The organism is Streptomyces sp. RKAG337, from assembly GCF_023701715.1.
In the GTDB taxonomy this organism is placed as follows: Bacteria; Actinomycetota; Actinomycetes; order Streptomycetales; family Streptomycetaceae; genus Actinacidiphila.
The window spans coordinates 5,635,061-5,658,565 of record NZ_JAJOZA010000001.1 but is presented as its reverse complement, the minus strand read 5'-3'; the positions used below and the strand labels follow the sequence as shown (position 1 = coordinate 5,658,565).

Here is a 23,505-nt window from a genome sequence, read left to right as displayed (position 1 = left end):
CGACGGGCACACTGGGCGGGTGATCCGCGCCAGTTCCCTCGACCTGCCCGTACAGACCGTCGTGCCCGCACTGCTGCGGGCGCTCGACGAGCGGGGCTGCGCCGTGCTCGCCGCGCCGCCCGGAACGGGGAAGACCACCCTCGTACCGCTCGCGCTGGCCGGGCTGCTCCCCCAGTACGGGGAGGTCCCCCGCCGGGTGCTGGTGGCCGAGCCGCGCCGGATGGCGGCGCGGGCCGCCGCCCGGCGGATGGCGTGGCTGCTCGGCGAGGGCGTCGGAGCGCGGATCGGCTTCACGGTGCGCGGCGAGCGGAAGGTGTCGGCGGAGACGGTCGTCGAAGTGGTGACGACCGGTGTGCTGCTCCAGCGGCTGCAGCGTGATCCGGAGCTGGCCGGTGTGGACACCGTCGTACTGGACGAATGCCATGAGCGGCATCTGGACGCCGACACCTCGATGGCCTTCCTGCTGGACGTGCGGGCCGCCCTGCGCCCGGAGCTGCGGGTGGTCGCGGCCTCCGCCACCACGGACACCGCCGCCTGGTCCGCACTGGTCGGGGGCGAGGACGGCGCCGCCCCGGTGGTCGAGGCGCGGGGCATCCTGCATCCGGTCGCCGTGGAGTGGGCGCCGCCGGCCCGCCCGGTGCGCCCGCCGCACGGGATGCGGGTCGATCCGGCGCTGCTGGAGCATGTGGCGGCGGTGGTACGGCGGGCCCTGCGCGAGAAGGAAGGGGACGTGCTGTGTTTCCTGCCGGGCGTCGGGGAGATCGCGCGGGTCGCCGGCATGCTGAGCGGGCTCGACGTGGACGTGCTGCAGCTGCACGGGCGGGCGCCGGCCGCCGTACAGGACGCGGCGCTCGCACCGGGCACCCGCCGCCGGGTGCTGCTGGCCACGTCGGTGGCCGAGTCGAGCCTCACCGTCCCCGGGGTGCGGATCGTGGTGGACGGCGGGTTGGCGCGCGAGCCGCGGGTGGACCACGCGCGCGGCCTCGACGCGCTGACGACCGTGCGGGTCTCGCACGCGGCGGCCCGCCAACGGGCCGGGCGTGCCGGGCGCGAGGGTCCCGGCACGGTGTACCGCTGCTGGTCGGAGGGGGACGACGCCGGGCATCCGCGCTGGCCGGCACCGGAGATCTCGGTGGCCGACCTGGCCGCGTTCGCTCTGCAGTCGGCCTGCTGGGGCGACCCGGACGCCGCCGGCCTCGCCCTGCTCGACGCCCCTCCGGCCGGCGCGATGGGCGCGGCCCGCGAGGTGCTCCTCGCGGTCGGCGCGGTGTCAGCGGACGGCCGCGCCACCGACCGGGGCAAGCGGCTCAGCCGGCTGGGCGTGCACCCGCGGCTCGCCCGCGCGCTGCTCGACGGGGCACGTGCGGTCGGTGCGCGGCGCGCGGCCGAGGTCGTGGCGCTGCTCAGCGAGGAGCCGCCGCGCGACTACGGCGACGACCTGGCCGCCGCCTGGCGGCAGGCCCGGCGCGGCGGCGACGGTTACGCGGCGCGCTGGCGCGCCGAGGCCGGCCGGCTGGAGGCGTCGCTGCGGCAGGCCGGGACCGGCGGCGGACCGGACGGGCCGCGCGGGTCCGGGGCGGCCGGCTCCGGTGGTGATGACGCGGCGGCCGGGCTGGTGGCCGCGCTCGCCTTCCCCGAGCGGGTGGCCCGGGCCCGCGGCGCCGGCACGTATCTGATGGCGTCAGGAACGGCGGCGGAGCTGGGCACCGGCTCCCGGCTCGGGACACCCGGCTGGCTGGCCGTCGCGGTCGCGGACCGGCCGGTGACGGCGGTCTCGGCGCGGGTGCGGCTGGCCGCGGTGATCGACGAGGCCACCGCCCGCACGGCGGCGGCTCCGCTGCTGGCCTCGGGCGAGGAGGTGCACTGGTCGGACGGCGACGTGGTGGCGCGCAGCGTGGAACGGCTGGGCGCTGTGGAACTCACGGCGCGCCCGCTGCGGTCGCCGGACCGGGCGCTGCTGCGCGCCGCCGTCGCCGAGGGGCTGCGGCGGGAGGGCACCGGGCTGCTGCGCTGGTCGCGCGACGCGCAGGACACCCGCCGCCGGCTGGCTTTTCTGCACCGGGAGTTGGGCGAGCCGTGGCCGGACGTCTCGGAGCAGGCGCTGCTGGACGGGATGGACGACTGGCTCGGCCCCGAGCTGTCCGCGGCCCGCCGGCGCGCGGATCTGGAGCGTACCGACGCCGGCGGCCCGCTCAACCGGCTGCTGCCCTGGTCCTCCGGCGCCGCCGCCCGGTTCGGCGAGCTGGCCCCGGAGCGGATCGAGGTGCCCAGCGGTTCACGGATCCGGGTGGACTACGAGGGCGACCAGCCGGTGCTCGCGGCCAAGCTCCAGGAGCTGTTCGGCTGGCAGGAGACCCCGCGGATCGCGGGTGGCCGGGTGCCGCTCCTCGTCCATCTGCTGTCCCCCGCCGGCCGGCCCGCCGCCGTCACCGCCGACCTCGCGTCGTTCTGGCGGGGCGGCTACCGCTCGGTCCGCGCCGAGCTGCGCGGCCGCTACCCCAAGCACCCGTGGCCGGAGGACCCGGCCGCCGCCGCGCCCACCCGCCGGACGAACCAGCGGCGTTGACCCCTCCAGGACGGCGCGGCGGCGGGGCTCAGACGGCGATCGGGTGCGGGTCGGGATCCGGGTCGCGCACCGTGTCGTCGGGGGCCGGGTCGGCCGGGCGGCGGCCGCGCGCCTCCAGGAGCAGGGAGAGCGAGAGCAGGACGACGCCCAGGATCAGGAAGCCCCAGGGGAGGTAGCTGGTCAGCAGCAGGATGAGCTGGCGCTGGGACTTCACCAGTTTGACGGTGGAGTCGATGTAGTCCTCGCGCATCTTCACATCACCGGAGAAGACGGTCACCGGCTTCGTGTCGGGTGCCTGCGGGAAGCGCAGCTCCTCCTGGTGGACCTCTTCGCCGTTGACCGGGGCACCGGTGGTGGGGTCGACCCAGAACTTCCGCACCGTGGTGTACCAGCGCTCCACCGAGCCGCCGAGCGAGGCCTCGGTGACGCCGCCGGGCATCTTCTTCGGCAGCGGGACCTTCACCCAGGGGACGGTCTGCTCGAAGTAGTAGACGGTCATGCCGCGGAACTTCTGCGTCGCCTTGTAGTGGATGGGCGCGGACGTCCGGGACTGCGCGTCGAAGTAGAAGTAGTCGCGCTTCTCGGTGAGGAACGGGAACTTGAACTCCACGCCCTCACGGTGCACGGAGTCGCCGTCGACGCTCTCGCTCGCGGTGTGGACCGGGTCCTGGGTGTGGGCGTCGAAGATGTAGCGCTCGGGGATCTCCGAGACCATCGAGCCGTCCGGGCCGGCCACGAAGGACAGCGCGTCCCAGACCACGACGTCGCGGCCGGTGTCCGCCTTGACCTTCTTGGACTCCTCGACGTTGCCCTTGAGCGTCTGGACGATGCTGAGCTTGGGGACGATCTCCGGCTTGAGCGAGAGGTAGTTGACGAGGAGGGTGGCGTTCTTCGCCTCCAGGACCACCGACTGGTACTCGTTGGCCGGCACCTTGGCCAGCCGTGGGAAGGCGTACCAGCGCATCAGGGGCGATAGGGTCGCGAAGAAGACGGCGAAGGCGAGCAGCACCAGGCTGGACTTGCGGCGCATCGGGACGCTTCCCCTCCTTTGTGGCTACGGGTGACCGTAGGCGGGTACGGCCGGTTTACGGATGGCTGGGGATCGTGGTCAGCAGCGGCTTGGGCGAGGTCTTCCCCGCGGGTGCGCCGACCGCGGTCATGGTGAGGACGAGCGCGAGAGCGGCGACGAGTCCGATGGCTGCGGCGATCAGGGCGCGCATGGCCGGACCTCCCTTGTGGACGACGACGTCGGCTGGGCCGGGGCACCGTAGCAATCGGGGGATCAGATGAGAACAGGTTCTACCGATCGAATGCGGCCACCGCGCGAACGAGCCCGGCCCCGCCGTGGAGGGCGGGGCCGGGCTCGTCGGGTGCGGGGTACGTCAGGTGGCGCGGTACGTCAGCCGGCGACGGCCGCCGGGCTGGTCGACGGGGCCGCGCTCGGGCTCGCGGGCGCGGTCGTGGCGCCCGTCGCGGTCGGTGACGGCGTCGGGGACGTGGTCGGTGTGGGGGTGGGGCAGGAGCCGTCGGTCGGCGTGGGAGTCGGCGCCGGCGTCGGGGTGCCGGTCGGGGTGGGCGTCGGCGAGGCGGACCCCGTCGGAGTGGGCGTGGGCGTCGGGCAGCCCGGGGTGGGGCTCCCGCTGCCCGTGGGCGTCGGCGTGGGCGACGGCGACGCGGTGCCGGTCGGCGTTCCGGTGGGCGTCCCCGGGCCGGTGGTCGGCGGCGTCGGCCGGCCGGTGGTGGTCGGTGCCGGCGAGACGGAGCCGGTGGCCGTGGCGGACGGGCGGGCGCCCGGCTTCGGCGCGGTGGTGGCCGGCGGTGTCGTCGGGCCGGTGCCGGTGCCGGGTGTGCGGCCGCTGTCCGGGACCGCGACGGCTCCCTGGTCCTTGAAGTGCTGGAACCAGGCCCGGACGGTGTGCAGGTAATCCTGCGAGTGGTTGTAGCCCAGGATCGCGCGGTCGATATCCGCGGAGACCGAGAGGTCGCGGTTGTCGGCGCACAGGTAGTGGCCGGCGGCGAGGGCGGCGTCGTAGATGTTGTTCGGGTCCTTCACGCCGTCCGCGTTGCCGTCGGCTCCCCAACTGGCCCAGGTCGACGGGATGAACTGCATCGGTCCCACCGCGCGGTCGTGGACGGTGTCCCCGTCGTAGGCGCCGCCGTCGGTGTCCGAAATGTTCGCGAACCCGGCGCCGTTCAGCACCGGGCCCAGGATCGGCTTGTACGTGGTGCCCTTCGCGTCGACGGCGCCGCCGCTCGCCTGACCCGATTCGACCTGCCCGATCGCGGCGAGCAGTTCCCAGGGCAGTTTGCAGCCCTGGTCGGAGGTGGCGATGGCCAGCTGCGCCCTGCGGTAGGCGTCCAGCACCGTGCCGGGCAGGCCCGTGCCGCCGGTGTCGATGCTCGTGCCGGTGCCGCCGGTGGGCGTGGGGCCCGAAGTGCCGCCCACGGCCAGTCCGCTGGAGCCGTCCTCGGGCGGCAGGGCGCTGTAGAACGGCGACCCGCCGTCGATCTGCGGGCCCGGTGGCGGCTTGGGGACGGCGCTGCGGGCCCGCTCCGCCTGGGCGAAACCGGGTGCCTGCGAGGCGCTGAGCGCCGCGACCGCCAGGGCCGCGACCGCCGTGCCCGCCGCCCCCCTGCGCATCGCGCGTATCCGCCGTCCGTATCGCGCTGCCATGTCCGCGGTCCCTCCCACGTGCGAGCTGAGCGCGTTACCGCGCCGCAACCCCACGGACCATACGGGAACTTCCGGCGCGCATCCACCGTGCGGTACTCCGCATACTGGTCCGAAAGGATCACTTCATGAGGGGGTCTGATGCCGTTCACCCTGAGCCACGCGGCGGCGGTGCTGCCGGGGCTGCGCCGGGACGGAACCGCCCGCGGGCCGCTGGTCGCGGCGGCGCTCGTCGCGGGTTCCTTCGCCCCCGACATCCCGTACTTCGCCGCCTCGGTGGTGTCCGGCGTCTTCGGGTTCGGTCATGTGACGCACTCGCCGGCGGCGGTCCCGACCCTCGATCCGCTGATCGCCGCGGGGCTGGTGGGCGGCTGGCTGTTCCTGCGCGATCCGCTGCTGGCGCTGCTGCCCGAGGGGTGGCAGGGGCGCGCCGGGGCGCTGTTCGACGGGGACCGGCGGCCGTGGTCGGCGCGCACGGCGGGCTGGTTCTGGCTCTCCGCGACGCTCGGCGCGGCCACCCACGTCGGATGGGACACTTTCACCCATTACGGACGGTGGGGGGTGCGGACGCTGCCGGTGCTGAACACCGTGGTGCACGGACAGCAGCTGTACCAGTGGCTGCAGTACGGCAGTTCGGCGGCGGCGCTGCTGGTGCTGGCCGCGTTCACCGCCCGCGCGCTGCGCGCCGCCCCGAAGGAGCCGCCGCCCGCCCGGCTGCCGCGGCTGACGGCCCGCGGGCGCGGCGGCGCGGTCGCGCTGCTGGCGGGCTGCGCGGTGGCGGGCTCGGTCGTCCGCTGTCTGCGGGAGTACGCGGTCAGGGCACCGACGTCCATCGGCGACGTGGTGCCCACGGCGGCCTTCGGCGCGGGCGCCGGGCTGGCGGGCGGCGCGCTGCTGTACGCGGCCGCCGCCCGGCTGCGCCGCAGGCGGCGCCGTCAGTGGGCCGCGGACTCCCAGTCCTTGCCGACGCCCACCGAGACGTCGAGCGGGGCCCGCAGCGGGTAGGCGCCGGCCATCTCGCGGCGCACCAGCTCCTCGACGCGCTCGCGCTCGCCCGGTGCGATCTCCACCACGATTTCGTCGTGCACCTGCAGGAGCATCCGCGAGGCAAGCTTCTCCTCGGTGAGCGCCTCACCGACCCGCAGCATCGCGAGCTTGACGATGTCGGCGGCCGAGCCCTGGATCGGCGCGTTCAGCGCCATCCGCTCGGCCATCTCGCGGCGCTGCCGGTTGTCGCTGTTGAGGTCGGGCAGATAGCGGCGGCGGCCCAGCAGCGTCTCGGTGTAGCCGGTGCCGCGGGCCTCCTCCACGACGCGCTGCAGATAGTCCCGCACCCCGCCGAACCGCTCGAAGTAGGTGTCCATCAGCGCGCCCGCCTCACCCGGGGAGATCCCCAGCTGCTGCGACAGGCCGAACGCGGACAGCCCGTAGGCCAGGCCGTACGACATGGCCTTGATCTTGCGGCGCATCTCGGCGTCCACCGCGTCCTTGGGGACGCTGAAGACGTGCGAGCCGACGGTGGTGTGCAGGTCCTCGCCGGTGTTGAACGCGTCGATCAGGCCCGCGTCCTCCGACAGGTGGGCCATCACCCGCAGTTCGATCTGGCTGTAGTCCGCCGTCAGCAGCGACTCGAAGCCCTCGCCGACGACGAAGCCCCGCCGGATCTCCCGGCCCTCGTCGGTACGGACCGGCACGTTCTGCAGATTGGGGTCGGTGGACGACAGCCGGCCGGTGGCGGCCACGGTCTGGCTGAACGTGGTGTGGATCCGCCCGTCGGGCGCGATCGTCTTGATCAGGCCCTCGACCGTCACCCGCAGCTTGGCCTGCTCCCGGTGGCGCAGCATGATCACCGGCAGCTCGTGGTCGGTCTGCGCGGCCAGCCACGCCAGGGCGTCGGCGTCCGTGGTGAACCCGGTCTTGGTCTTCTTGGTCTTCGGCAGGCCCAGCTCCCCGAACAGCACCTCCTGGAGCTGCTTGGGCGAGCCGAGGTTGAACTCGTGGCCCACCGCGGCGTGCGCCTCGGCCACCGCCTGCTGCACGGCGTCGGCGAAGCGCTGCTCCAGTGCCTCCAGGTGCGCGCGGTCGGCCGCGATCCCGGACCGCTCCATACGGGCGAGCAGCGCCGACGTCGGCAGCTCCACGTCCCGCAGCAGCCCCGTCGCGCCGTCCTGCTCCAGCCGGCCGGTGAACGCCGTGCCGAGGTCCAGGACCGTACGCGCCTGCGCCATCAGCGCGTCCAGCGCGGCGGAGTCCTCCTGCTCCTCGCCGAACGCCAGCTGCCCGCTCTCGGCGCCGGCCGGTGCCAGCTCACGGCCCAGGTACTCCACCGACAGCGCGTCCAGGGCGAAGGAGCGGCGGCCGGGCTTGATCAGATAGGCGGCGAGCGCGGTGTCCATGCCGACGCCGGCCACGGTCCAGCCGTGCTCGGCGAAGACCCGCATCACGTTCTTCGCGTTGTGCAGCACCTTGGGGCGGGCGGCGTCCGCGATCCAGGACGCGAACACCTTCTCGTCCGCCTCGGCCAGCTGCGCGGGGTCGAACCACACCGCGGGCCCCTCGGCCCCGGCCAGCGCGACCTGGGTGACGGTGCCGGCGCCCAGCGCCCACGTGTCGACGGTGGCCATGCCGAGCGGCGCCGTGCCGTGCCCCTCCAGCCACTCCTGCAGGCCGCCCTCGGTCAGCTGCGCGCCCTCCACGGCGACGCCCTCGGCGACCTGCGCCTCTTCCTCCCGCGCGCCCGGGTCCACCGCGAACAGCCGGTCCCGGAAGTTCTGGTTACGGAACTCCAGGGCGTCCAGCACGATGTGCAGCGCGTCGCGGTCGTACGCCGCGCGCTCCAGCTCCACCGGGCCGCACGGCAGTTCCACGTCGCGCACCATCTCGGTCAGCCGGCGGTTGAGCTTGACCGCGTCCAGGTGCGCGCGCAGGTTCTCCCCCGCCTTGCCCTTGACCTCGTCGGCCCGCTCCATCAGCGCCGCGAACGACCCGAACTGGGTGATCCACTTGGTGGCGGTCTTCTCCCCCACCCCGGGGATGCCCGGCAGGTTGTCCGACGGGTCGCCGCGCAGCGCCGCGAAGTCCGGGTACTGCGACGGCGACAGTCCGTACTTCTCCTCGACCTTCGCCGGGGTGAACCGGGTCAGCTCCGAGACGCCCTTGGTCGGGTACAGCACCGTCGTGTGCTCGCTGACGAGCTGGAACGCGTCCCGGTCACCGGTCACGATGAGGACGTCGAACCCCGCGGCCTCCGCCTGCGTGGCCAGCGTGGCGATGATGTCGTCCGCCTCGTACTTCTCCACCGCGAACCGCTTGACGCCCATCGCGTCCAGCAGCTCGCCGATCAGCTCCACCTGGCTGCGGAACTCGTCGGGGGTCTTCGAACGGGTCGCCTTGTACTCGGGGAACTCGTCGAACCGCCATGTCTTGCGCGAGACGTCGAAGGCGACGCCCAGATGCGTCGGCTTCTCGTCACGCAACGTGTTCGCCAGCATCGACGTGAAGCCGTACACGGCGTTCGTCGGCTGGCCGGTGGCGGTGTTGAAGTTCTCCACCGGCAGGGCGTAGAACGCCCGGTACGCCAGGGAGTGTCCGTCGAGCAGGAGCAGCCGCGGCCGGTCTCCCGCCGTGGATGCCGTGCCGGTCGCTGCGCTCGTCTTCGATGCCTTTGCTGCCACGTCCTCGATACTCCCATGTCCCACTGACAAGCCCCGCCAAGCCCCGCCAACCCCCGGCGGCGCCCGGCGGCCGACCCGGACGCGCCGGAGCGGCCGCCCCTCCCGCGTGGCAGGATCGGAGCCATGGCAGCGAAACCCCCGCGGGCGACCCGGTTCAGGACGCACCCGACGTCACAGCCCCGCAGCACGCCGCCGCGGGTCTGCCCGCGGTCGCGCACTCCCTGCGCATGGCCCAGCAACAGATGGGCGTGCGCCGCACCGCGCTCACCCTGCTCAAGGTCAACCAGAAGGACGGCTTCGACTGCCCCGGCTGCGCCTGGCCCGAGCCCGAGCACCGGCACAAGGCGGAGTTCTGCGAGAACGGCGCCAAGGCCGTCGCCGAGGAGGCGACGCTGCGCCGGGTCACCCCCGACTTCTTCGCCGAGCACCCGGTCTCCGACCTGGCGCGGCGCAGCGGCTACTGGCTCGGCCAGCAGGGCCGGCTCACCCAGCCGATGTACCTGGCGGAAGGCGCCGACCACTACGTGCCGGTGCCCTGGGAGCGGGCCTTCGACATCGTCGCGCAGGAGCTGCACGCGCTCGCGTCGCCCGACGAGGCCGTGTTCTACACCTCGGGGCGCACCAGCAACGAGGCCGCGTTCCTCTACCAGCTCTTCGCCCGCCGGCTGGGCACCAACAACCTGCCGGACTGCTCCAACATGTGCCACGAGTCCTCGGGCTCCGCGCTCACCGAGACCATCGGCGTCGGCAAGGGCAGCGTGCTGCTGGAGGACCTGTACCGCGCCGACCTCATCATCGTCGCCGGGCAGAACCCGGGCACCAACCACCCCCGGATGCTCTCCGCCCTGGAGAAGGCCAAGCAGCAGGGCGCGAAGATCGTCACCGTCAACCCGCTGCCCGAAGCGGGCCTGGAGCGCTTCAAGAACCCGCAGAACGCCCGCGGCCTCGCCGGCTCCGGCACCGCGCTGACCGATCTGTTCCTGCAGATCCGGCTCGGCGGGGACCAGGCGCTGTTCCGCGCCCTGAACCGGATGCTGGTCGAAGCCGGCGCCGTCGACCGGCCCTTCATCGACGAGCACACCCACGGCTACGAGGAGTTCGCCGCCACCGCGCGCACCACCGACTGGGACGAGGTGCTGCGCGCCACCGGCCTGGAGCGCGCGGAGATCGACCGGCTGCTCGCCCTGGTCCTGGACGCGAAGAGCGTCGTGGTGTGCTGGGCGATGGGCCTGACCCAGCACAAGCACGCCGTCCCCACCATCAAGGAAGTCGTCAACTTCCTGCTGCTGCGCGGCAACATCGGCCGCCCCGGCGCCGGGGTGTGCCCGGTGCGCGGCCACAGCAACGTGCAGGGCGACCGCACCATGGGCATCTTCGAACGCCCCGCCCCCGCCTTCCTCGACGCCCTGGAGAAGGAGTTCGGCTTCGCCCCGCCGCGCGAGCACGGCCTCGACGTCGTCCGCGCCATCCGCGCACTGCGCGACGGCACCGCGAAGGTCTTCTTCGCCATAGGCGGCAACTTCGTGGCCGCCTCCCCCGACACCGCCGTCACCGAGGCCGCGATGCGCAACGCGGCCCTGACCGTGCACGTGTCGACGAAGCTCAACCGCTCGCACGTCATCACCGGATCGCGCGCCCTGATCCTGCCCACCCTGGGGCGCACCGAGAAGGACACCCAGGCGGGCGGCGACCAGTTCGTCACCGTCGAGGACTCCATGGGCATGGTGCACGCCTCGCACGGCGCCCTGCGGCCCGCCTCCCCGCACCTGCTGTCGGAGACCGCGATCGTCTGCCGGCTCGCCCGCGCCACCTTCGGCGACGACACCGCCGTCCCGTGGGCCGCGCTCGAAGCCGACTACGACCTGGTGCGCGACCGGATCTCCCGCGTCGTGCCCGGCTTCGACGACTTCAACACCAAGGTCCGGCACCCCGGCGGCTTCACCCTGCCGCACGCCCCGCGCGACACCCGCACCTTCCCCACTGCCACCGGCAAGGCCAACTTCACCACGTCACCGGTCGAGTACCCGGCCGTCCCCGAGGGCCGGCTGCTGCTGCAGACCCTGCGCTCGCACGACCAGTACAACACCACGATCTACGGCCTCGACGACCGCTACCGGGGCATCAAGGGCGGCCGCCGCGTCGTCATGGTCAACCCCGCGGACGCGGAAGCCCTCGGGCTGCCCGACGGCTCCTACGCCGACCTCGTCGGCGAGTGGACCGACGGCACGGAACGCCGCGCCGACGGCTTCCGGGTGGTGCACTACCCGACCCCGCGCGGCTGCGCCGCCGCCTACTACCCCGAGACGAACGTCCTCGTTCCGCTCGACCACACGGCGGACACCAGCAACACCCCGGCGTCGAAGTCGGTGGTCGTCCGCCTGGAGGCGACGGCCCCGGTGCACGGATCGTGACTACCGTCAGGTAGAAAGTTGAGCCGTACACCGATTCACTGATCCACCGACACCACCGAACGATGACGATCGGAGCCGGCCGCATGGGCGAGCAGACGAGCACGCAGTTCCCGCAGGAGATCCTGGCGCAGTGGTCCGGCCTCGGCCTCGACCTGCCCGCCCTGTTCTCGGCCGGCCACCTCGGTGACCGCATGAGCATCCAGATCACCGAGGCGTCCCCCGACCGGGTCGTCGGCACCATGCCCGTCGAGGGCAACACCCAGCCCTACGGCCTGCTGCACGGCGGCGCCTCCGCCGTCCTCGCCGAAACGCTGGGCTCCGTCGGCGCGATGCTGCACGGCGGTCCCGGCAAGCTCGCCGTCGGCGTGGACCTGAACGCCACGCACCACCGCGGCATCCGCTCCGGCAACGTCACCGGCGTCGCCACCCCCGTCCACCGCGGCCGCTCCTCCGCCACCTACGAGGTCGTCATCACCGACGAGAACGGCAAGCGGGTCTGCACCGCCCGCCTCACCTGCATGCTGCGCCCCGCCAGCCCCGGCGCCACCACGACCTGACCCACCGGCCGGGCCCGCACCGTTGTCGCGCGGGCCCGGAGGCCCTAGCGTTTTCGGCAGGGGGGCGGCCATGGCGGCAGCAGGGATCCAGCACGCGCGGCACCGCCGCGCGCCCGCGCCCGTCCGCACCGCCTTACTCGCCGTCACCTACCGGGCCGGGCGCCGGTCCGTCCGCACCAGGGACGGCGGGCCGGACCGCCGGCACGTTCCCCCTGGTCGCACCGGGGTCCGGGCGCGGTGAGCGGCATCGGCCCGGTGGAAGGCCCCACCACCGGCACACCCACCACCAACTCCCCCCGCCCGGGCGGATATTGGGCCGTCCGCTGGGAAGTACGCCGGGCCGCGCTGTCCGACCGTGGCCGCCGTACGGTGCTGGCCGCCACCGCGGCCCTCTGCGTCATCGCGGTCATCGCCCTGGGCCATGCGATGCGCACCCCGGAGCCGGTGCCGGACCCCGGCCCGTGGCCTGCGCAGGTCACCTACATCGCCTACGAGTCGGGACATCCGCCGCCCATGTCCCCCGCCGGGTCCGGGGTGTTCCGTTTCACCGTGACCGTACGGGAGGGAACTGCGGTGACGATTCTCGGCGTTACTCCCTCATTCGAGGGACTCAGTGCCGAAATCGCCCCCTCGGTCCCATTGACCCTTAAGCAGGGAACAACGCGGCACATCACGATAAAGATGACCGTGCACAAATGCGCGGGGCTGCCGCTGGACGTGGATCTTCCCTTCCTCGACGTAACGCTGCGTAACACGCGCGCAATACAGAATCAGAGCTTCATCTTCGGCGGCGGCTATCCCCGCGACCTCTCCGCATTCCTGCACCGAATCTGCCGGCCAGGACCCGCCCGCGGCACTTCCACCACTTCCATCCCGTAGCGGAAGTGCGGGTTCTCGCTATCCGGACAACGCCATAAAACATGCGGACAGGGGGGCAAAACACCGCAAACCACCCAAGGAACCTCAACAGAACCTCAAGAGTTTCCATCCGGCATAACAAGACAGTCACACTCTTCCCGCACCGCTGCCCGAGTTCCCCACACAGGCCTAGAGTCACGGCCAGTCACCGCGCCACCGGATTCGCCAGTTCGGGTTCCAGCGCACGACTCGGCCTCTCACCAGAGCAGGCCGCGCCTGGGGAAAGGACTGATCGTGCGACACCGTTCCTTGCTGCTACTGACCTCCGTGCTCACCACTGGGGCCCTCACACTTACCGCCTGCGGATCCCGCAGCGACGACAGCAAGAAGGGCGACGACGGCGCCAACACCACCGTCGTCATCGGCGTCGACGCCCCCCTGACCGGCGACCTGTCCGCGCTGGGCCAGGGCATCAAGAACTCCGTCGAGCTCGCCGCCAACACGGCGAACAAGACCAAAGAGGTTCCGGGCGTCACGTTCAAGATCCAGGCGCTGGACGACCAGGGCAAGCCCGGCCCCGGCCAGCAGAACGCCACCAAGCTCGTCGGCGACAACACCGTCGCCGGAGTCGTCGGCCCGCTGAACTCCTCCGTCGCCCAGTCGATGCAGAAGATCTTCGACGGCGCGAACCTCGTCGAGGTCTCCCCCGCCAACACGAACCCGTCCCTGACCCAGGGCGAGAAGTGGGCCACGGGCACCAAGGCCCGCCCGTTCAAGTCGTACTTCCGCACCGCGACCACGGACGCCATCCAGGGCCCGTTCGCCGCGCAGTACCTCTTCGGCGAGGCGAAGAAGACCAAGGTCTACGTCATCGACGACCAGAAGACCTACGGTGCCGGCCTCGCCGCCACCTTCACCGGCGAGTTCACCAAGCTCGGCGGCAAGGTCGTCGGCACCGCCCACGTCAACCCCGACGACCGCGACTTCAACGCCATCGTCACCAAGGTCAAGGCCGCCGGCGCCGAAGCGGTCTACTACGGCGGCGAATACCCCGCCGCCGGCCCGCTGAGCCAGCAGCTCAAGGACAACGGCGTCGCCATCCCGCTCATGGGCGGCGACGGCATGTACAGCGCCGACTACGTCAAGCTGAACAAGAAGGCCGAGGGCGACCTCGCCACCTCGGTCGGCGCGCCCGTCGAGACCCTCCCGTCCGCGAAGAAGTTCGTCGCCGACTACGCGGCCGCCGGCTACAAGCAGGCCTTCGAGGCGTACGGCGGCTACTCCTACGACTCCGCCTGGGCCATCATCCAGGCCGTCAAGACCGTCATGAACGACAACGGCGGCAAGCTCCCGTCCGACTCGCGCGCGAAGATCACCGCGGCCATGTCCAAGGTCTCCTTCAACGGCGTGACCGGCACCGTCTCCTTCGACGAGTTCGGCGACACCACCAACAAGCAGCTCACCGTGTACCAGGTCAAGGGCGGCAAGTGGGCACCGATCAAGAGCGGCGTGTTCAACCAGAGCTGATCACCCGCCGATCACCGACCGACCCGCACCAGATCCACCGCAGCACCCCCCTGTAAGTACGCACCGGCCGCGCGGAACCGTCACCAGCGCCGCGCGGCCGGGCGTATCCGTCCCACTCCACGGAGGCCCTGCGGTGCACGAACTGCCGCAACAGCTGGCCAACGGCCTGATACTCGGCGCGTTGTACGGACTGATAGCAATCGGCTACACGATGGTCTACGGCATCGTCCAGCTGATCAACTTCGCCCATGGCGAGATCTTCATGATCGGGGGATTCGGCGCCCTCACCGCGTTCCTCGTCCTTCCCACCGGCACCGCCCTCTGGGTCGCACTCCCCCTCATGATCGTCGGAGGCATCGTCTGCTCCGTCCTCGTCGCCGTCGCCGCCGAACGGTTCGCCTACCGGCCACTGCGCAACGCCCCCCGGCTCGCGCCGCTCATCACCGCGATCGGCCTGTCCATCGCCCTCCAGCAGGCCATCTGGAAGTGGTACCCCGACGCGAACAAGGACCACCCCTTCCCGCGCTTCTCGGGTGACCCCTTCCACGTCGGCAGCGTCACCATCCAGCGCGGCACGATCTTCCTGCTCATCGCAGCCCCGGTCTGCATGCTCGCCCTGGGCCTGTTCGTCGCCAAGACCCGCATGGGCCGCGGCATGCAGGCGACCAGCCAGGACCCCGACACCGCCAAGCTGATGGGCATCAACACCGACCGCATCATCGTCATGGCCTTCGCCATCGGTGCCGCGTTCGCCGCCGTCGCAGCCGTCGCCTACGGGCTCAAGGACGGCCAGATCAGCTACCGCATGGGCTTCCTCATGGGCCTCAAGGCCTTCACCGCGGCAGTACTCGGCGGCATCGGCAACATCTACGGCGCCATGCTCGGCGGCATCACCCTCGGCATCGCCGAAGCGCTCGCCACCGGCTACATCGACAACATTCCCGGCATGGGCGAATTCGGCTCCGCCTGGAAGGACGTCTGGGCCTTCGTCCTGCTCATCCTCGTCCTGCTGATCCGGCCCCAGGGCCTGCTCGGCGAACGCGTCGCGGATCGGGCGTGATCGACATGACCACAGACACCACCACCCAGCACCAGGGGATCATCCCGCTCCCGGAGAAGGCCGCCCGCGCACTCGTCGCCATCGGCGCCGCCGCCACCGCGATCTCCACCTTCCTCCCCTGGACCTGGACCTCCGCATACCCCGGCGACCTCACCGTCGCCGGCTACCCCGGCGGCCTCCAGGTGCTCGCCCTCGTCGGCGCACTCCTCACGCTGCTCTTCACCGCCGCGTCCTACGGCGTACGGGGACTGCGCTGGCTGAACCCCGCCGGCAGCGACAGCCCCCTGTTCCTGCTCACCCGCGGGATGTTCGGCGTCGTCGGCTACACGGTCGTCAGCATCACCGTGGAACTCAACGGCATCGTCAACCTCGAACCCGGCGCCTACGTCGCGATCGTCGCTGCCCTCGCCGCGCTCATCGGGGCCCTCGCCCTGCCCAGCCGTGGCACCGCACCCGTCAACGTCTGGAAAGCTGTTTTCGGCGCGCTCGACGCGGACCCGCCCCCCAAACCCACCCGCACCCTCCCCTCCTGGGCGGAACTCCTCCTCATCGTCGCCGCGTTCGGCATCGGCCTCTACGTCTTCACGTACGGCATCGACACCGCGTACGCGGAACTCTTCGTCGGCTTCCTGATCATCGTCGCCTTCAGCTTCGCCGCCCTCACCAAGAGCGGCCTGATCGCCCGGCTGACCACCCTCACCACGAAGCACCGCAACGTCGCCATGGCCGCCGCCTTCGCCGCCGCGGCAGCCTTCCCCTTCACCCAGAACAACGACGCCTACACCTCCGTCGGCGTCAACATCCTGGTCTTCGCCACCGTCGCCCTCGGCCTCAACGTCGTCGTCGGCCTCGCGGGCCTGCTCGACCTCGGATACGTCGCATTCCTCGGCGTCGGCGCCTACACCGCCGCCCTGGTATCCGGCTCCACCTCCTCCGCGCTCCACATCCAGTTCCCCTTCTGGGCCGCAGCACTCGCGGGAGCCGCCGCCTCCCTGGTCTTCGGCGTCCTCATCGGAGCACCCACCCTGCGGCTGCGCGGCGACTACCTCGCCATCGTCACCCTCGGCTTCGGTGAGATCTTCCGCATCACCATGAACAACCTCAACGGCACCACCGGGCCCGACATCACCAACGGACCCAACGGCATCTCCAACGTCCCCGACCTCGACATGTTCGGGTTCAACTTCGGCGACAGCCACGAAACCGGCGTCAACAGCCTCGGCCGATTCGGCAACTACTACCTGCTGATGCTCGTCTTCACCGCCATCGTCGTCCTCGTCTTCCGCCGCGCCGGAGAATCCCGCATCGGCCGCGCCTGGGTCGCCATCCGCGAAGACGAAACCGCCGCCACCGCCATGGGCATCAACGGCTTCCGCCTCAAACTCCTGGCCTTCGCACTCGGCGCCAGCCTCGCCGGACTCGCCGGAGCCGTACAGGCACACGTGACCTACAGCGTCACACCCGACCAGTTCGAGTTCGCCGGAACCGCACCACCCAACTCCGCGTTCCTCCTCGCCGCCGTCATCCTCGGTGGCATGGGAACCGTCAGCGGCCCCCTCATCGGCGCCTCACTGCTCTACCTCATCCCGGTCAAACTGCAGTTCATGCACGACTACCAGCTCCTCCTCTTCGGCCTCGCACTCATCCTCCTGATGCGCTTCCGCCCCGAAGGCCTGGTCGTCAACCGCCGGTCCAAACTCGAATACCACGAGACCGACCAGCTCTCCGTCCCCGCACAACTCACCCTCTCCGACGCCAACGTCGGCACCAGCAAGGCAGGGGCGTGAGCGGCACCATGACCACCGACACCACCACCCCCAAGGCCGGGCCCGCAGCCACCCCCGGCACCCCACTGCTGAACGCCTCCGGCGTCACCATGCGATTCGGCGGCCTCACCGCCGTCCGATCCGTCGACCTCACCGTCAACACCGGAGAGATCGTCGGCCTCATCGGCCCCAACGGCGCCGGCAAGACCACCTTCTTCAACTGCCTCACCGGCCTGTACGTCCCCACCGAGGGCACCGTCAGCTACCAGGGCAAGGTCCTGCCGCCCAAGCCCCACCTCGTCACCCAGGCCGGCATCGCCCGCACCTTCCAGAACATCCGGCTCTTCGCCAACATGACCGTCCTGGAAAACGTGCTCGTCGGCCGCCACACCCGCACCAAAGAAGGCCTGTTCTCCGCACTCCTGCGCGGCCCCGGCTTCAAACGCGCCGAGACCGCCTCCCGGGACCGCGCCATGGAACTCCTCGCCTTCATCGGCCTCGAATCCAAAGCCGAACACCTGGCCCGCAACCTCCCCTACGGCGACCAGCGCAAACTGGAGATCGCCCGCGCCCTGGCCAGCGACCCCGGACTCCTGCTGCTCGACGAACCCACCGCCGGCATGAACCCGCAGGAGACCCGCACCACCGAAGAACTCGTCTTCGCCATCCGCGACATGGGTATCGCCGTCCTCGTCATCGAGCACGACATGCGCTTCATCTTCAACCTCTGCGACCGAGTCTCCGTACTCGTCCAGGGCGAGAAGCTCGTCGAAGGCACCAGCGAGGTCGTCCAGCGCGACGACCGCGTCATCGCCGCATACCTCGGCGAACCCTTCGAAGGAGCCCCGGGCGACGAGGAACTCGCCGAGGTCGAGGCAGCCGAATCCGCGACCACCAGCACCACCAGCACCAAAGGCACGGAGGGCGAACGATGACCGCACTGCTCGAAGTCGAGGACCTGCGCGTCGCCTACGGCAAGATCGAGGCCGTCAAGGGCATCTCGTTCAGCGTCGAAGAAGGCCAGGTCGTCACCCTCATCGGCACCAACGGCGCGGGCAAGACCACCACCCTGCGCACCCTCTCCGGACTGATCAAACCGCTCAGCGGCAAGATCACCTTCGGCGGCCAGTCACTGGAGAAGGTTCCGGCACACAAGATCGTGGCACTGGGCCTCGCCCACTCCCCCGAAGGCCGGCACATCTTCCCCCGCCTCACCATTGAGAACAACCTGCAGCTCGGCGCATACCTGCGCAACGACAAAGCCGCCATCACCCAGGACATCAAGCGCGCCTACGACCTCTTCCCCATCCTCGGGGAGCGCAGGAAGCAGGCCGCGGGAACGCTCTCCGGCGGTGAACAGCAGATGCTCGCCATGGGACGCGCGCTCATGTCGCGACCCAAACTGCTCATGCTCGACGAGCCCTCCATGGGCCTCTCCCCGATCATGATGCAGAAGATCATGCACACGATCGCCGAGCTCAAATCCCAGGGCACCACGATCCTGCTCGTCGAGCAGAACGCCCAGGCCGCCCTGTCACTGGCGGACCAGGGCCACGTGATGGAGATCGGCAAGATCGTCCTGAACGGGACCGGCGCGGACCTGCTCCACGACGAATCCGTGCGGAAGGCCTACCTCGGCGAGGACTGACACCCACATGACGAAGGGCCCGCACCGTAGAACGGTGCGGGCCCTTCGTCTCTGCTCCGCGGGACTACTTCTCCGGAACCTCATCGATCACGGCCTGCGCCACCTGCTGCATCGACATCCGCCGGTCCATCGACGTCTTCTGGATCCAGCGGAACGCCGCCGGCTCCGACAAGCCGTACTTCGTCTGCAGCACACTCTTCGCCCGGTCCACCAGCTTCCGGGTCTCCAGCCGCAACGACAGATCCGCGACCTCGAGCTCCAGCGCCCGCAGCTCCTGGAAGCGGCTCACCGCCATCTCTATGGCCGGCACCAGATCGCTCTTGCTGAACGGCTTCACGAGATACGCCATCGCCCCGGCATCACGGGCCCGCTCCACGAGCTCCCGCTGGGAGAACGCGGTCAGCATCAGCACCGGCGCGATCTTCGCCTTCGCGATCAGCTCGGCAGCGGAGATCCCGTCCAGGATGGGCATCTTCACATCCAGGATCACCAGATCCGGCCGGTGCTCCTCCGCCAGCTTGACGGCGGTCTCGCCGTCGCCGCAGTCGCCGACGACGGAGTAGCCCTCTTCCTCGAGCATCTCCTTGAGATCGAGCCGGATCAGTGCCTCGTCCTCGGCGATGACGACTCGCGTCGTCATCGGCGGTACGTGCGACTGCTCGTCTATGGGCTCGGCGGCGCTCAACGGGACTCCTCGATCATGGCGGGGTAATGCACCCATGAGCCTACCTAGCTCCGGTATGTTTGAGCCACGGAGGGTTTCCGCTATCCTCTGTTTCGAAGGGGCCCCGGTAGCCCAATTGGCAGCAGGCAATGGATTCAAAACCCATACAGTGTCGGTTCGAGTCCGACCCGGGGCACTCTACCTTGGATTCCAAGGTTGGCCGATGGTTGGCGATCTTCACTTAGTCGGGTGAACAGGCCTTCGAATCGGCGAGGTTTTGCGGCGTACGGACCAGCATCGGGTGAATGTACGATCTGGAAATACGGCGTCGAGCGCTCGGGCTCGTCGCGACAGGCCAGAGCCTGAACAGTGTCAGCAAGATCACAGGCATCTCGCGGTCCGCTCTCCGCGCCTGGCGAGTCGAGATCGAACCGCGCCGAGGCCACGACTGCGCCCGGTGCACGTCCCCGGCACGATCACCAGGTTCTACCGCCGCCTATGCCTATCTACTGGGTCTCTACCTCGGCGACGGATGCCTCAGCGCACAGCCGCGCGGCGTCTTCGCCCTCCGCATCGCCTGCGCGGACTCCTGGCCAGGTCTCATCGAATCCTGCGAAGCGGCGATCCGGGCGATCCACCCGGACAACGCTGTCTGCCGCGTGCGCAAGCAGGGTTGCACCATGGTGACGTCCACCAGCAAGCACTGGCCGTGCCTGTTCCCGCAGCACGCCCCGGGCAAGAAGCACGAGCGGCGCATCGCCCTCGAATCATGGCAGCAGGAGATCGTCGACGCCCACCCGTGGGAGTTCATCCGGGGACTCATCCACTCCGACGGTTGTCGGATCACCAACTGGACCGAGAAGGTCATCGGCGGCGAGCCGAAGCGCTACGAGTACCCGCGGTACTTCTTCACCAACAAGTCGGATGACATCCGCGCCCTGTTCAGCGACACCCTCGACAAGGTCGGCGTCGAATGGAAGATCACCCGGCGCGGCGAGGACCCGTACAACGTCTCCGTCGCGCGCCGCGCGTCCGTCGCGCTCATGGACCTGCATGTGGGGCCCAAGTACTGAGGGCAAGGGCAATTGGCCGCCGGGAAGCGGGAGTTGGTCGCGCGGGTAGCACAGGCCAAATTCGGCCAAAGGCCGTTTCGTGGCACATGTCACATCGCGATCATTCCGCGGCGGCGTTCGCACGCCAGTCCTAGCCTGGCAGCGCGGCCATCGGCTCGTGCCGGGCCGCACGACTCCTACAGGAGGAACGTTGAAGAAGATCTCTGCCGCCGTCGCGGCGGTTCTCGTCTCCGGCGTGATGGCCACTACGGCCATCACCACGGCTCCCGCCTACGCTCAGGATCGCCGGCCCGTCGCGGCTACGGCCAGCGCCGCGGGTTCATGGCATTTCACCGGAGGGCTTTACGCTGCCAAATCAGCGTGTGTGGATGATGGCCAGGAATATCAGCGTGAAGGTTTTCCGTACCAATGCCGTTACGCCTATTTTCCGTCCACCAACCAGTACCTGTACTGGCTCTTCATCTACAACTGAGGCCGGCACCGCGTCCTCCGGGGCGTCGGTGGCCTGCCGGATCTCGCGTCCGGCAGGCCTGGTCTGCGGTGTGAAGAACCGCGATGGTGTCCTCCCGGAACAGGCACGAGCCCCACGGGGTGGTCCGGCTACTTCGGGGAGTCGTCCTCGCCGATGTGGTGGACGCGCACCATGTTCGTGGTACCGGGTACGCCCGGCGGGGAGCCGGCCGTGATGACGACGATGTCGCCCTTGCGGCACTTGCCGATGCGGAGCAGTTGTTCGTCGACCTGGTCGACCATTTCGTCGGTGGTCTGGACCATGGGGCCGAGGAGGGTTTCGACGCCCCAGGTGAGGTTGAGCTGGGAGCGGGTGGCGGGTTCCGGGGTGAAGGCGAGGAGGGGGATCGGGGAGCGGTAGCGGCTGAGTCGGCGGACGGTGTCGCCTGATTGGGTGAAGGCGACGAGGTACTTGGCGCCGAGGAAGTCACCCATTTCGGCGGCGGCGCGGGCGACGGCGCCGCCCTGGGTGCGGGGTTTGTTGCGTTCGGTGAGTGGGGGGAGGCCGGAGGAGAGGATCTCTTCTTCGGAGGCGCAGATGATGCGGCCCATGACCTTGACGGTTTCGATGGGGTGTTTGCCGACGCTGGTTTCGCCGGAGAGCATGACGGCGTCGGTGCCGTCCATGATGGCGTTGGCGACGTCGGAGGCTTCGGCGCGGGTGGGGCGGGATGCGTCGATCATGGAGTCGAGCATCTGGGTGGCGACGATGACGGGTTTGGCGTTGCGCTTGGCGAGTTTGATGGCGCGCTTCTGGACCATGGGGACGGCTTCGAGGGGCATTTCGACGCCGAGGTCGCCGCGGGCGACCATGATGCCGTCGAAGGCGTCGACGATCTCTTCGAGGTTGTCGACGGCCTGTGGCTTTTCGATCTTGGCGATGACGGGGACGTGGCGTCCCTCTTCCTTCATGATGCGGTGGACGTCGATGATGTCCTGGGCGCTGCGGACGAAGGAGAGGGCGATGATGTCGGCGCCGATGCGCAGGGCCCAGCGGAGGTCTTCGATGTCTTTTTCGGAGAGGGCGGGGACGGAGACGGCGACGCCGGGGAGGTTGAGTCCCTTGTTGTCGGAGACCATGCCGCCTTCGATGACGATGGTGTGGACGCGGGAGCCCTGTACTTCGGTGACTTCGAGGGTGACGCGGCCGTCGTCGACGAGGATGCGTTCGCCTTTGGTGACGTCGGCGGCGAGTCCTTTGTAGGTGGTGCCGCAGCGTTGGCGGTCGCCTTCGACGTCTTCGACGGTGATGGTGAATTCGTCGCCGCGTTCAAGGAGTACGGGGCCTTCGGTGAAGCGGCCGAGGCGGATCTTCGGGCCCTGAAGGTCGGCGAGGACGCCGACGCTGCGTCCGGTCTCTTCCGAGGCTTTGCGTACGCGGTGGTAGCGGTCCTCGTGGTCGGGGTAGGAGCCGTGGCTCAGGTTGAGGCGGGCGACGTCCATTCCGGCTTCGACGAGTGCTTTGATCTGGTCGTAGCTGTCGGTGGCGGGGCCCAGGGTGCAGACAATTTTTGCTCGGCGCATGTTTCGAGCCTATGACTTACTGACGGGTAGGCAGATGGGTGGAGGCGACTGTCCAACGTCGGCTGGATTAACGGTTGTTGACAAGTGTCGAACGTGCATGGCAGTGCTCATGTGAGCAGCGTGGTGGGTCCTGGTGGGGGCCGGGTGGAGGGGTGCCGGGGTCAGCCGAGCGGGGGCGGGGTCATGGTGAAGTGTGCGGTGACGTGTGCGGAGACGTTCTGCCGTTCGGGTTCGAGATCGAAGGACTGCGGGGCGAGGTCGGCTGTGCCGGGGCCGCCGGCGGCGCGGGTGCTCATGGCGGCGAAGGCCTGTCGGGGGTAGGGGGTGGCCTGTTGGACGCCTTCGTCGGTGAGTTCGAGGAGGGCGGTGAGGGTGGAGCCGAGGGCTTCGGCGTATTCGCGGGCGCGTTGGACGGCGTCGTGGACGGCTTGTCTGCGGGCTGCGCGGTAGACGGGCGACTGGGGGCGCAGGGACCACCAGGGGCCGTCGACGGAGGTGAGTTCGAGGTCGGCGAGGCGGGTGGTGAGTTCGCCGAGGGCGGTGAAGTCGGTGAGGGTGGCGCCGATGCGTACGACGCCGTGGTAGGCGCGGATCTTTTCGCCGCGGTCGCGGCCTTTGTCGCGGAGTTCCGGGGTGAGGCCGATGGTGCCGGTTTCGATCTTTTCGACGGCTTCGCCGTAGCTCTTGATGAGGTCGAGGGCCTGGGTGTTGCGGCGGGTGAGGTCGTCGAGGGTGTGGCGGCGGTCGGCGCCGCGGGATCTGATGGTGACGGTGATGCGGGCGAGTTCGGGTTCGACCTCGAGGGTGGCTTCGCCGCGGACGCCGACGTGCGGGGCGTCGGTGGTTGGGTGGGTCCTGTCCGTTTCTGTGGCCATGTGCCCCACTGTCGCAGGCGGGGCATTTTCCGGCGGGACATCTGATGGAAACGCGTGGGGGGTGTTGCGGGGTGGGGTTCCTGCGCCAGAATCTACGCGCGTTACACCACCAGACAGACCG

18 protein-coding genes, 1 tRNA gene and 1 pseudogene are annotated in these 23,505 nt (G+C 70.3%); 13 read left to right on the top strand and 7 right to left on the bottom strand.

The window, feature by feature from the left end; all coding sequences use genetic code 11:
- The first annotated feature begins 19 nt into the window (after window positions 1-19).
- Window positions 20-2,566: an ATP-dependent helicase HrpB gene (hrpB, locus tag LNW73_RS25090; RefSeq protein ID WP_250991464.1), complete on the top strand. Its 2,547-nt coding sequence runs from the start codon at window positions 20-22 to the stop codon at window positions 2,564-2,566.
- A 28-nt stretch (window positions 2,567-2,594) separates the two neighbouring features.
- Here the strand turns inward: hrpB and LNW73_RS25085 are convergent, their stop codons facing one another.
- From LNW73_RS25085 to LNW73_RS25075, 3 genes are all read right to left on the bottom strand, one after another.
- Window positions 2,595-3,596: a DUF3068 domain-containing protein gene (locus LNW73_RS25085; RefSeq protein ID WP_250975359.1), complete on the bottom strand. Its 1,002-nt coding sequence runs from the start codon at window positions 3,594-3,596 to the stop codon at window positions 2,595-2,597.
- Between the two features lie 55 nt (window positions 3,597-3,651).
- The gene (locus LNW73_RS25080; protein ID WP_250975360.1) at window positions 3,652-3,786 is read right to left on the bottom strand and encodes an SPW_0924 family protein; all 135 of its coding nucleotides are present in this window, start codon (window positions 3,784-3,786) and stop codon (window positions 3,652-3,654) included.
- A gap of 179 nt (window positions 3,787-3,965) precedes the next feature.
- Entirely contained in the window at window positions 3,966-5,240 is a 1,275-nt protein-coding gene (locus LNW73_RS25075) for a lytic transglycosylase domain-containing protein (protein ID WP_250991463.1), read from the bottom strand.
- A gap of 138 nt (window positions 5,241-5,378) precedes the next feature.
- Between LNW73_RS25075 and LNW73_RS25070 the strand changes: the two genes are divergently transcribed.
- Entirely contained in the window at window positions 5,379-6,242 is an 864-nt protein-coding gene (locus LNW73_RS25070; RefSeq protein ID WP_250991462.1) for a DUF4184 family protein, read from the top strand.
- Here LNW73_RS25070 and polA read toward each other — a convergent pair.
- Complete coding sequence (polA, locus tag LNW73_RS25065; protein WP_250991461.1) at window positions 6,173-8,911, bottom strand: DNA polymerase I; 2,739 nt, start codon at window positions 8,909-8,911, stop codon at window positions 6,173-6,175. The two genes, LNW73_RS25070 and polA, sit on opposite strands and share 70 nt — an antisense overlap.
- 123 nt (window positions 8,912-9,034) lie before the next feature.
- Here polA and LNW73_RS25060 point away from each other — a divergent pair.
- The 8 genes and pseudogenes from LNW73_RS25060 (at window position 9,035) to LNW73_RS25025 (ending at window position 18,738) form a co-directional block, all read left to right on the top strand.
- Window positions 9,035-11,322 (top strand): annotated as a pseudogene (locus LNW73_RS25060) (FdhF/YdeP family oxidoreductase).
- A gap of 83 nt (window positions 11,323-11,405) precedes the next feature.
- A complete protein-coding gene (locus tag LNW73_RS25055) occupies window positions 11,406-11,879 on the top strand; it encodes a PaaI family thioesterase (protein WP_250980113.1) in 474 nt (157 codons plus the stop codon).
- A 237-nt stretch (window positions 11,880-12,116) separates the two neighbouring features.
- The gene (locus tag LNW73_RS25050) at window positions 12,117-12,758 is read left to right on the top strand and encodes a hypothetical protein (protein WP_250991460.1); all 642 of its coding nucleotides are present in this window, start codon (window positions 12,117-12,119) and stop codon (window positions 12,756-12,758) included.
- Window positions 12,759-13,031: 273 nt separating this feature from the next.
- The gene (locus tag LNW73_RS25045) at window positions 13,032-14,264 is read left to right on the top strand and encodes a branched-chain amino acid ABC transporter substrate-binding protein (RefSeq protein WP_250975366.1); all 1,233 of its coding nucleotides are present in this window, start codon (window positions 13,032-13,034) and stop codon (window positions 14,262-14,264) included.
- Between the two features lie 133 nt (window positions 14,265-14,397).
- The gene (locus LNW73_RS25040; RefSeq protein ID WP_250975367.1) at window positions 14,398-15,324 is read left to right on the top strand and encodes a branched-chain amino acid ABC transporter permease; all 927 of its coding nucleotides are present in this window, start codon (window positions 14,398-14,400) and stop codon (window positions 15,322-15,324) included.
- A gap of 5 nt (window positions 15,325-15,329) precedes the next feature.
- Window positions 15,330-17,111 (top strand): branched-chain amino acid ABC transporter permease, encoded by a 1,782-nt coding sequence (locus LNW73_RS25035; RefSeq protein WP_250991459.1) that lies wholly within the window; start codon window positions 15,330-15,332, stop codon window positions 17,109-17,111.
- A gap of 8 nt (window positions 17,112-17,119) precedes the next feature.
- Window positions 17,120-18,025 (top strand): ABC transporter ATP-binding protein, encoded by a 906-nt coding sequence (locus LNW73_RS25030; RefSeq protein ID WP_250980114.1) that lies wholly within the window; start codon window positions 17,120-17,122, stop codon window positions 18,023-18,025.
- A complete protein-coding gene (locus LNW73_RS25025) occupies window positions 18,022-18,738 on the top strand; it encodes an ABC transporter ATP-binding protein (RefSeq protein ID WP_250991458.1) in 717 nt (238 codons plus the stop codon). The genes LNW73_RS25030 and LNW73_RS25025 overlap by 4 nt, the downstream gene beginning before the upstream one ends.
- 64 nt (window positions 18,739-18,802) lie before the next feature.
- Here LNW73_RS25025 and LNW73_RS25020 read toward each other — a convergent pair whose 3' ends face one another.
- On the bottom strand, window positions 18,803-19,378 hold the full coding sequence (locus LNW73_RS25020) for an ANTAR domain-containing response regulator (RefSeq protein ID WP_250980115.1): 576 nt from the start codon (window positions 19,376-19,378) through the stop codon (window positions 18,803-18,805).
- Between the two features lie 145 nt (window positions 19,379-19,523).
- Here LNW73_RS25020 and LNW73_RS25015 point away from each other — a divergent pair.
- The 3 genes from LNW73_RS25015 (at window position 19,524) to LNW73_RS25005 (ending at window position 20,947) form a co-directional block, all read left to right on the top strand.
- Window positions 19,524-19,598 (top strand) — tRNA-Leu (locus LNW73_RS25015).
- 109 nt (window positions 19,599-19,707) lie between these two features.
- Window positions 19,708-20,475, top strand: a complete 768-nt coding sequence (locus LNW73_RS36720) for a transcriptional regulator (protein WP_250991457.1) — start codon at window positions 19,708-19,710, stop codon at window positions 20,473-20,475.
- Window positions 20,476-20,665: 190 nt separating this feature from the next.
- The gene (locus LNW73_RS25005) at window positions 20,666-20,947 is read left to right on the top strand and encodes a hypothetical protein (protein ID WP_250975371.1); all 282 of its coding nucleotides are present in this window, start codon (window positions 20,666-20,668) and stop codon (window positions 20,945-20,947) included.
- A 128-nt stretch (window positions 20,948-21,075) separates the two neighbouring features.
- Here LNW73_RS25005 and pyk read toward each other — a convergent pair whose 3' ends face one another.
- Together pyk and LNW73_RS24995 are read right to left on the bottom strand one after the other, a co-directional pair.
- A complete protein-coding gene (gene pyk, locus LNW73_RS25000) occupies window positions 21,076-22,509 on the bottom strand; it encodes a pyruvate kinase (RefSeq protein ID WP_250975372.1) in 1,434 nt (477 codons plus the stop codon).
- 161 nt (window positions 22,510-22,670) lie between these two features.
- A complete protein-coding gene (locus LNW73_RS24995; RefSeq protein ID WP_250991456.1) occupies window positions 22,671-23,384 on the bottom strand; it encodes an SIMPL domain-containing protein in 714 nt (237 codons plus the stop codon).
- Between the last annotated feature and the right edge of the window lie 121 nt (window positions 23,385-23,505).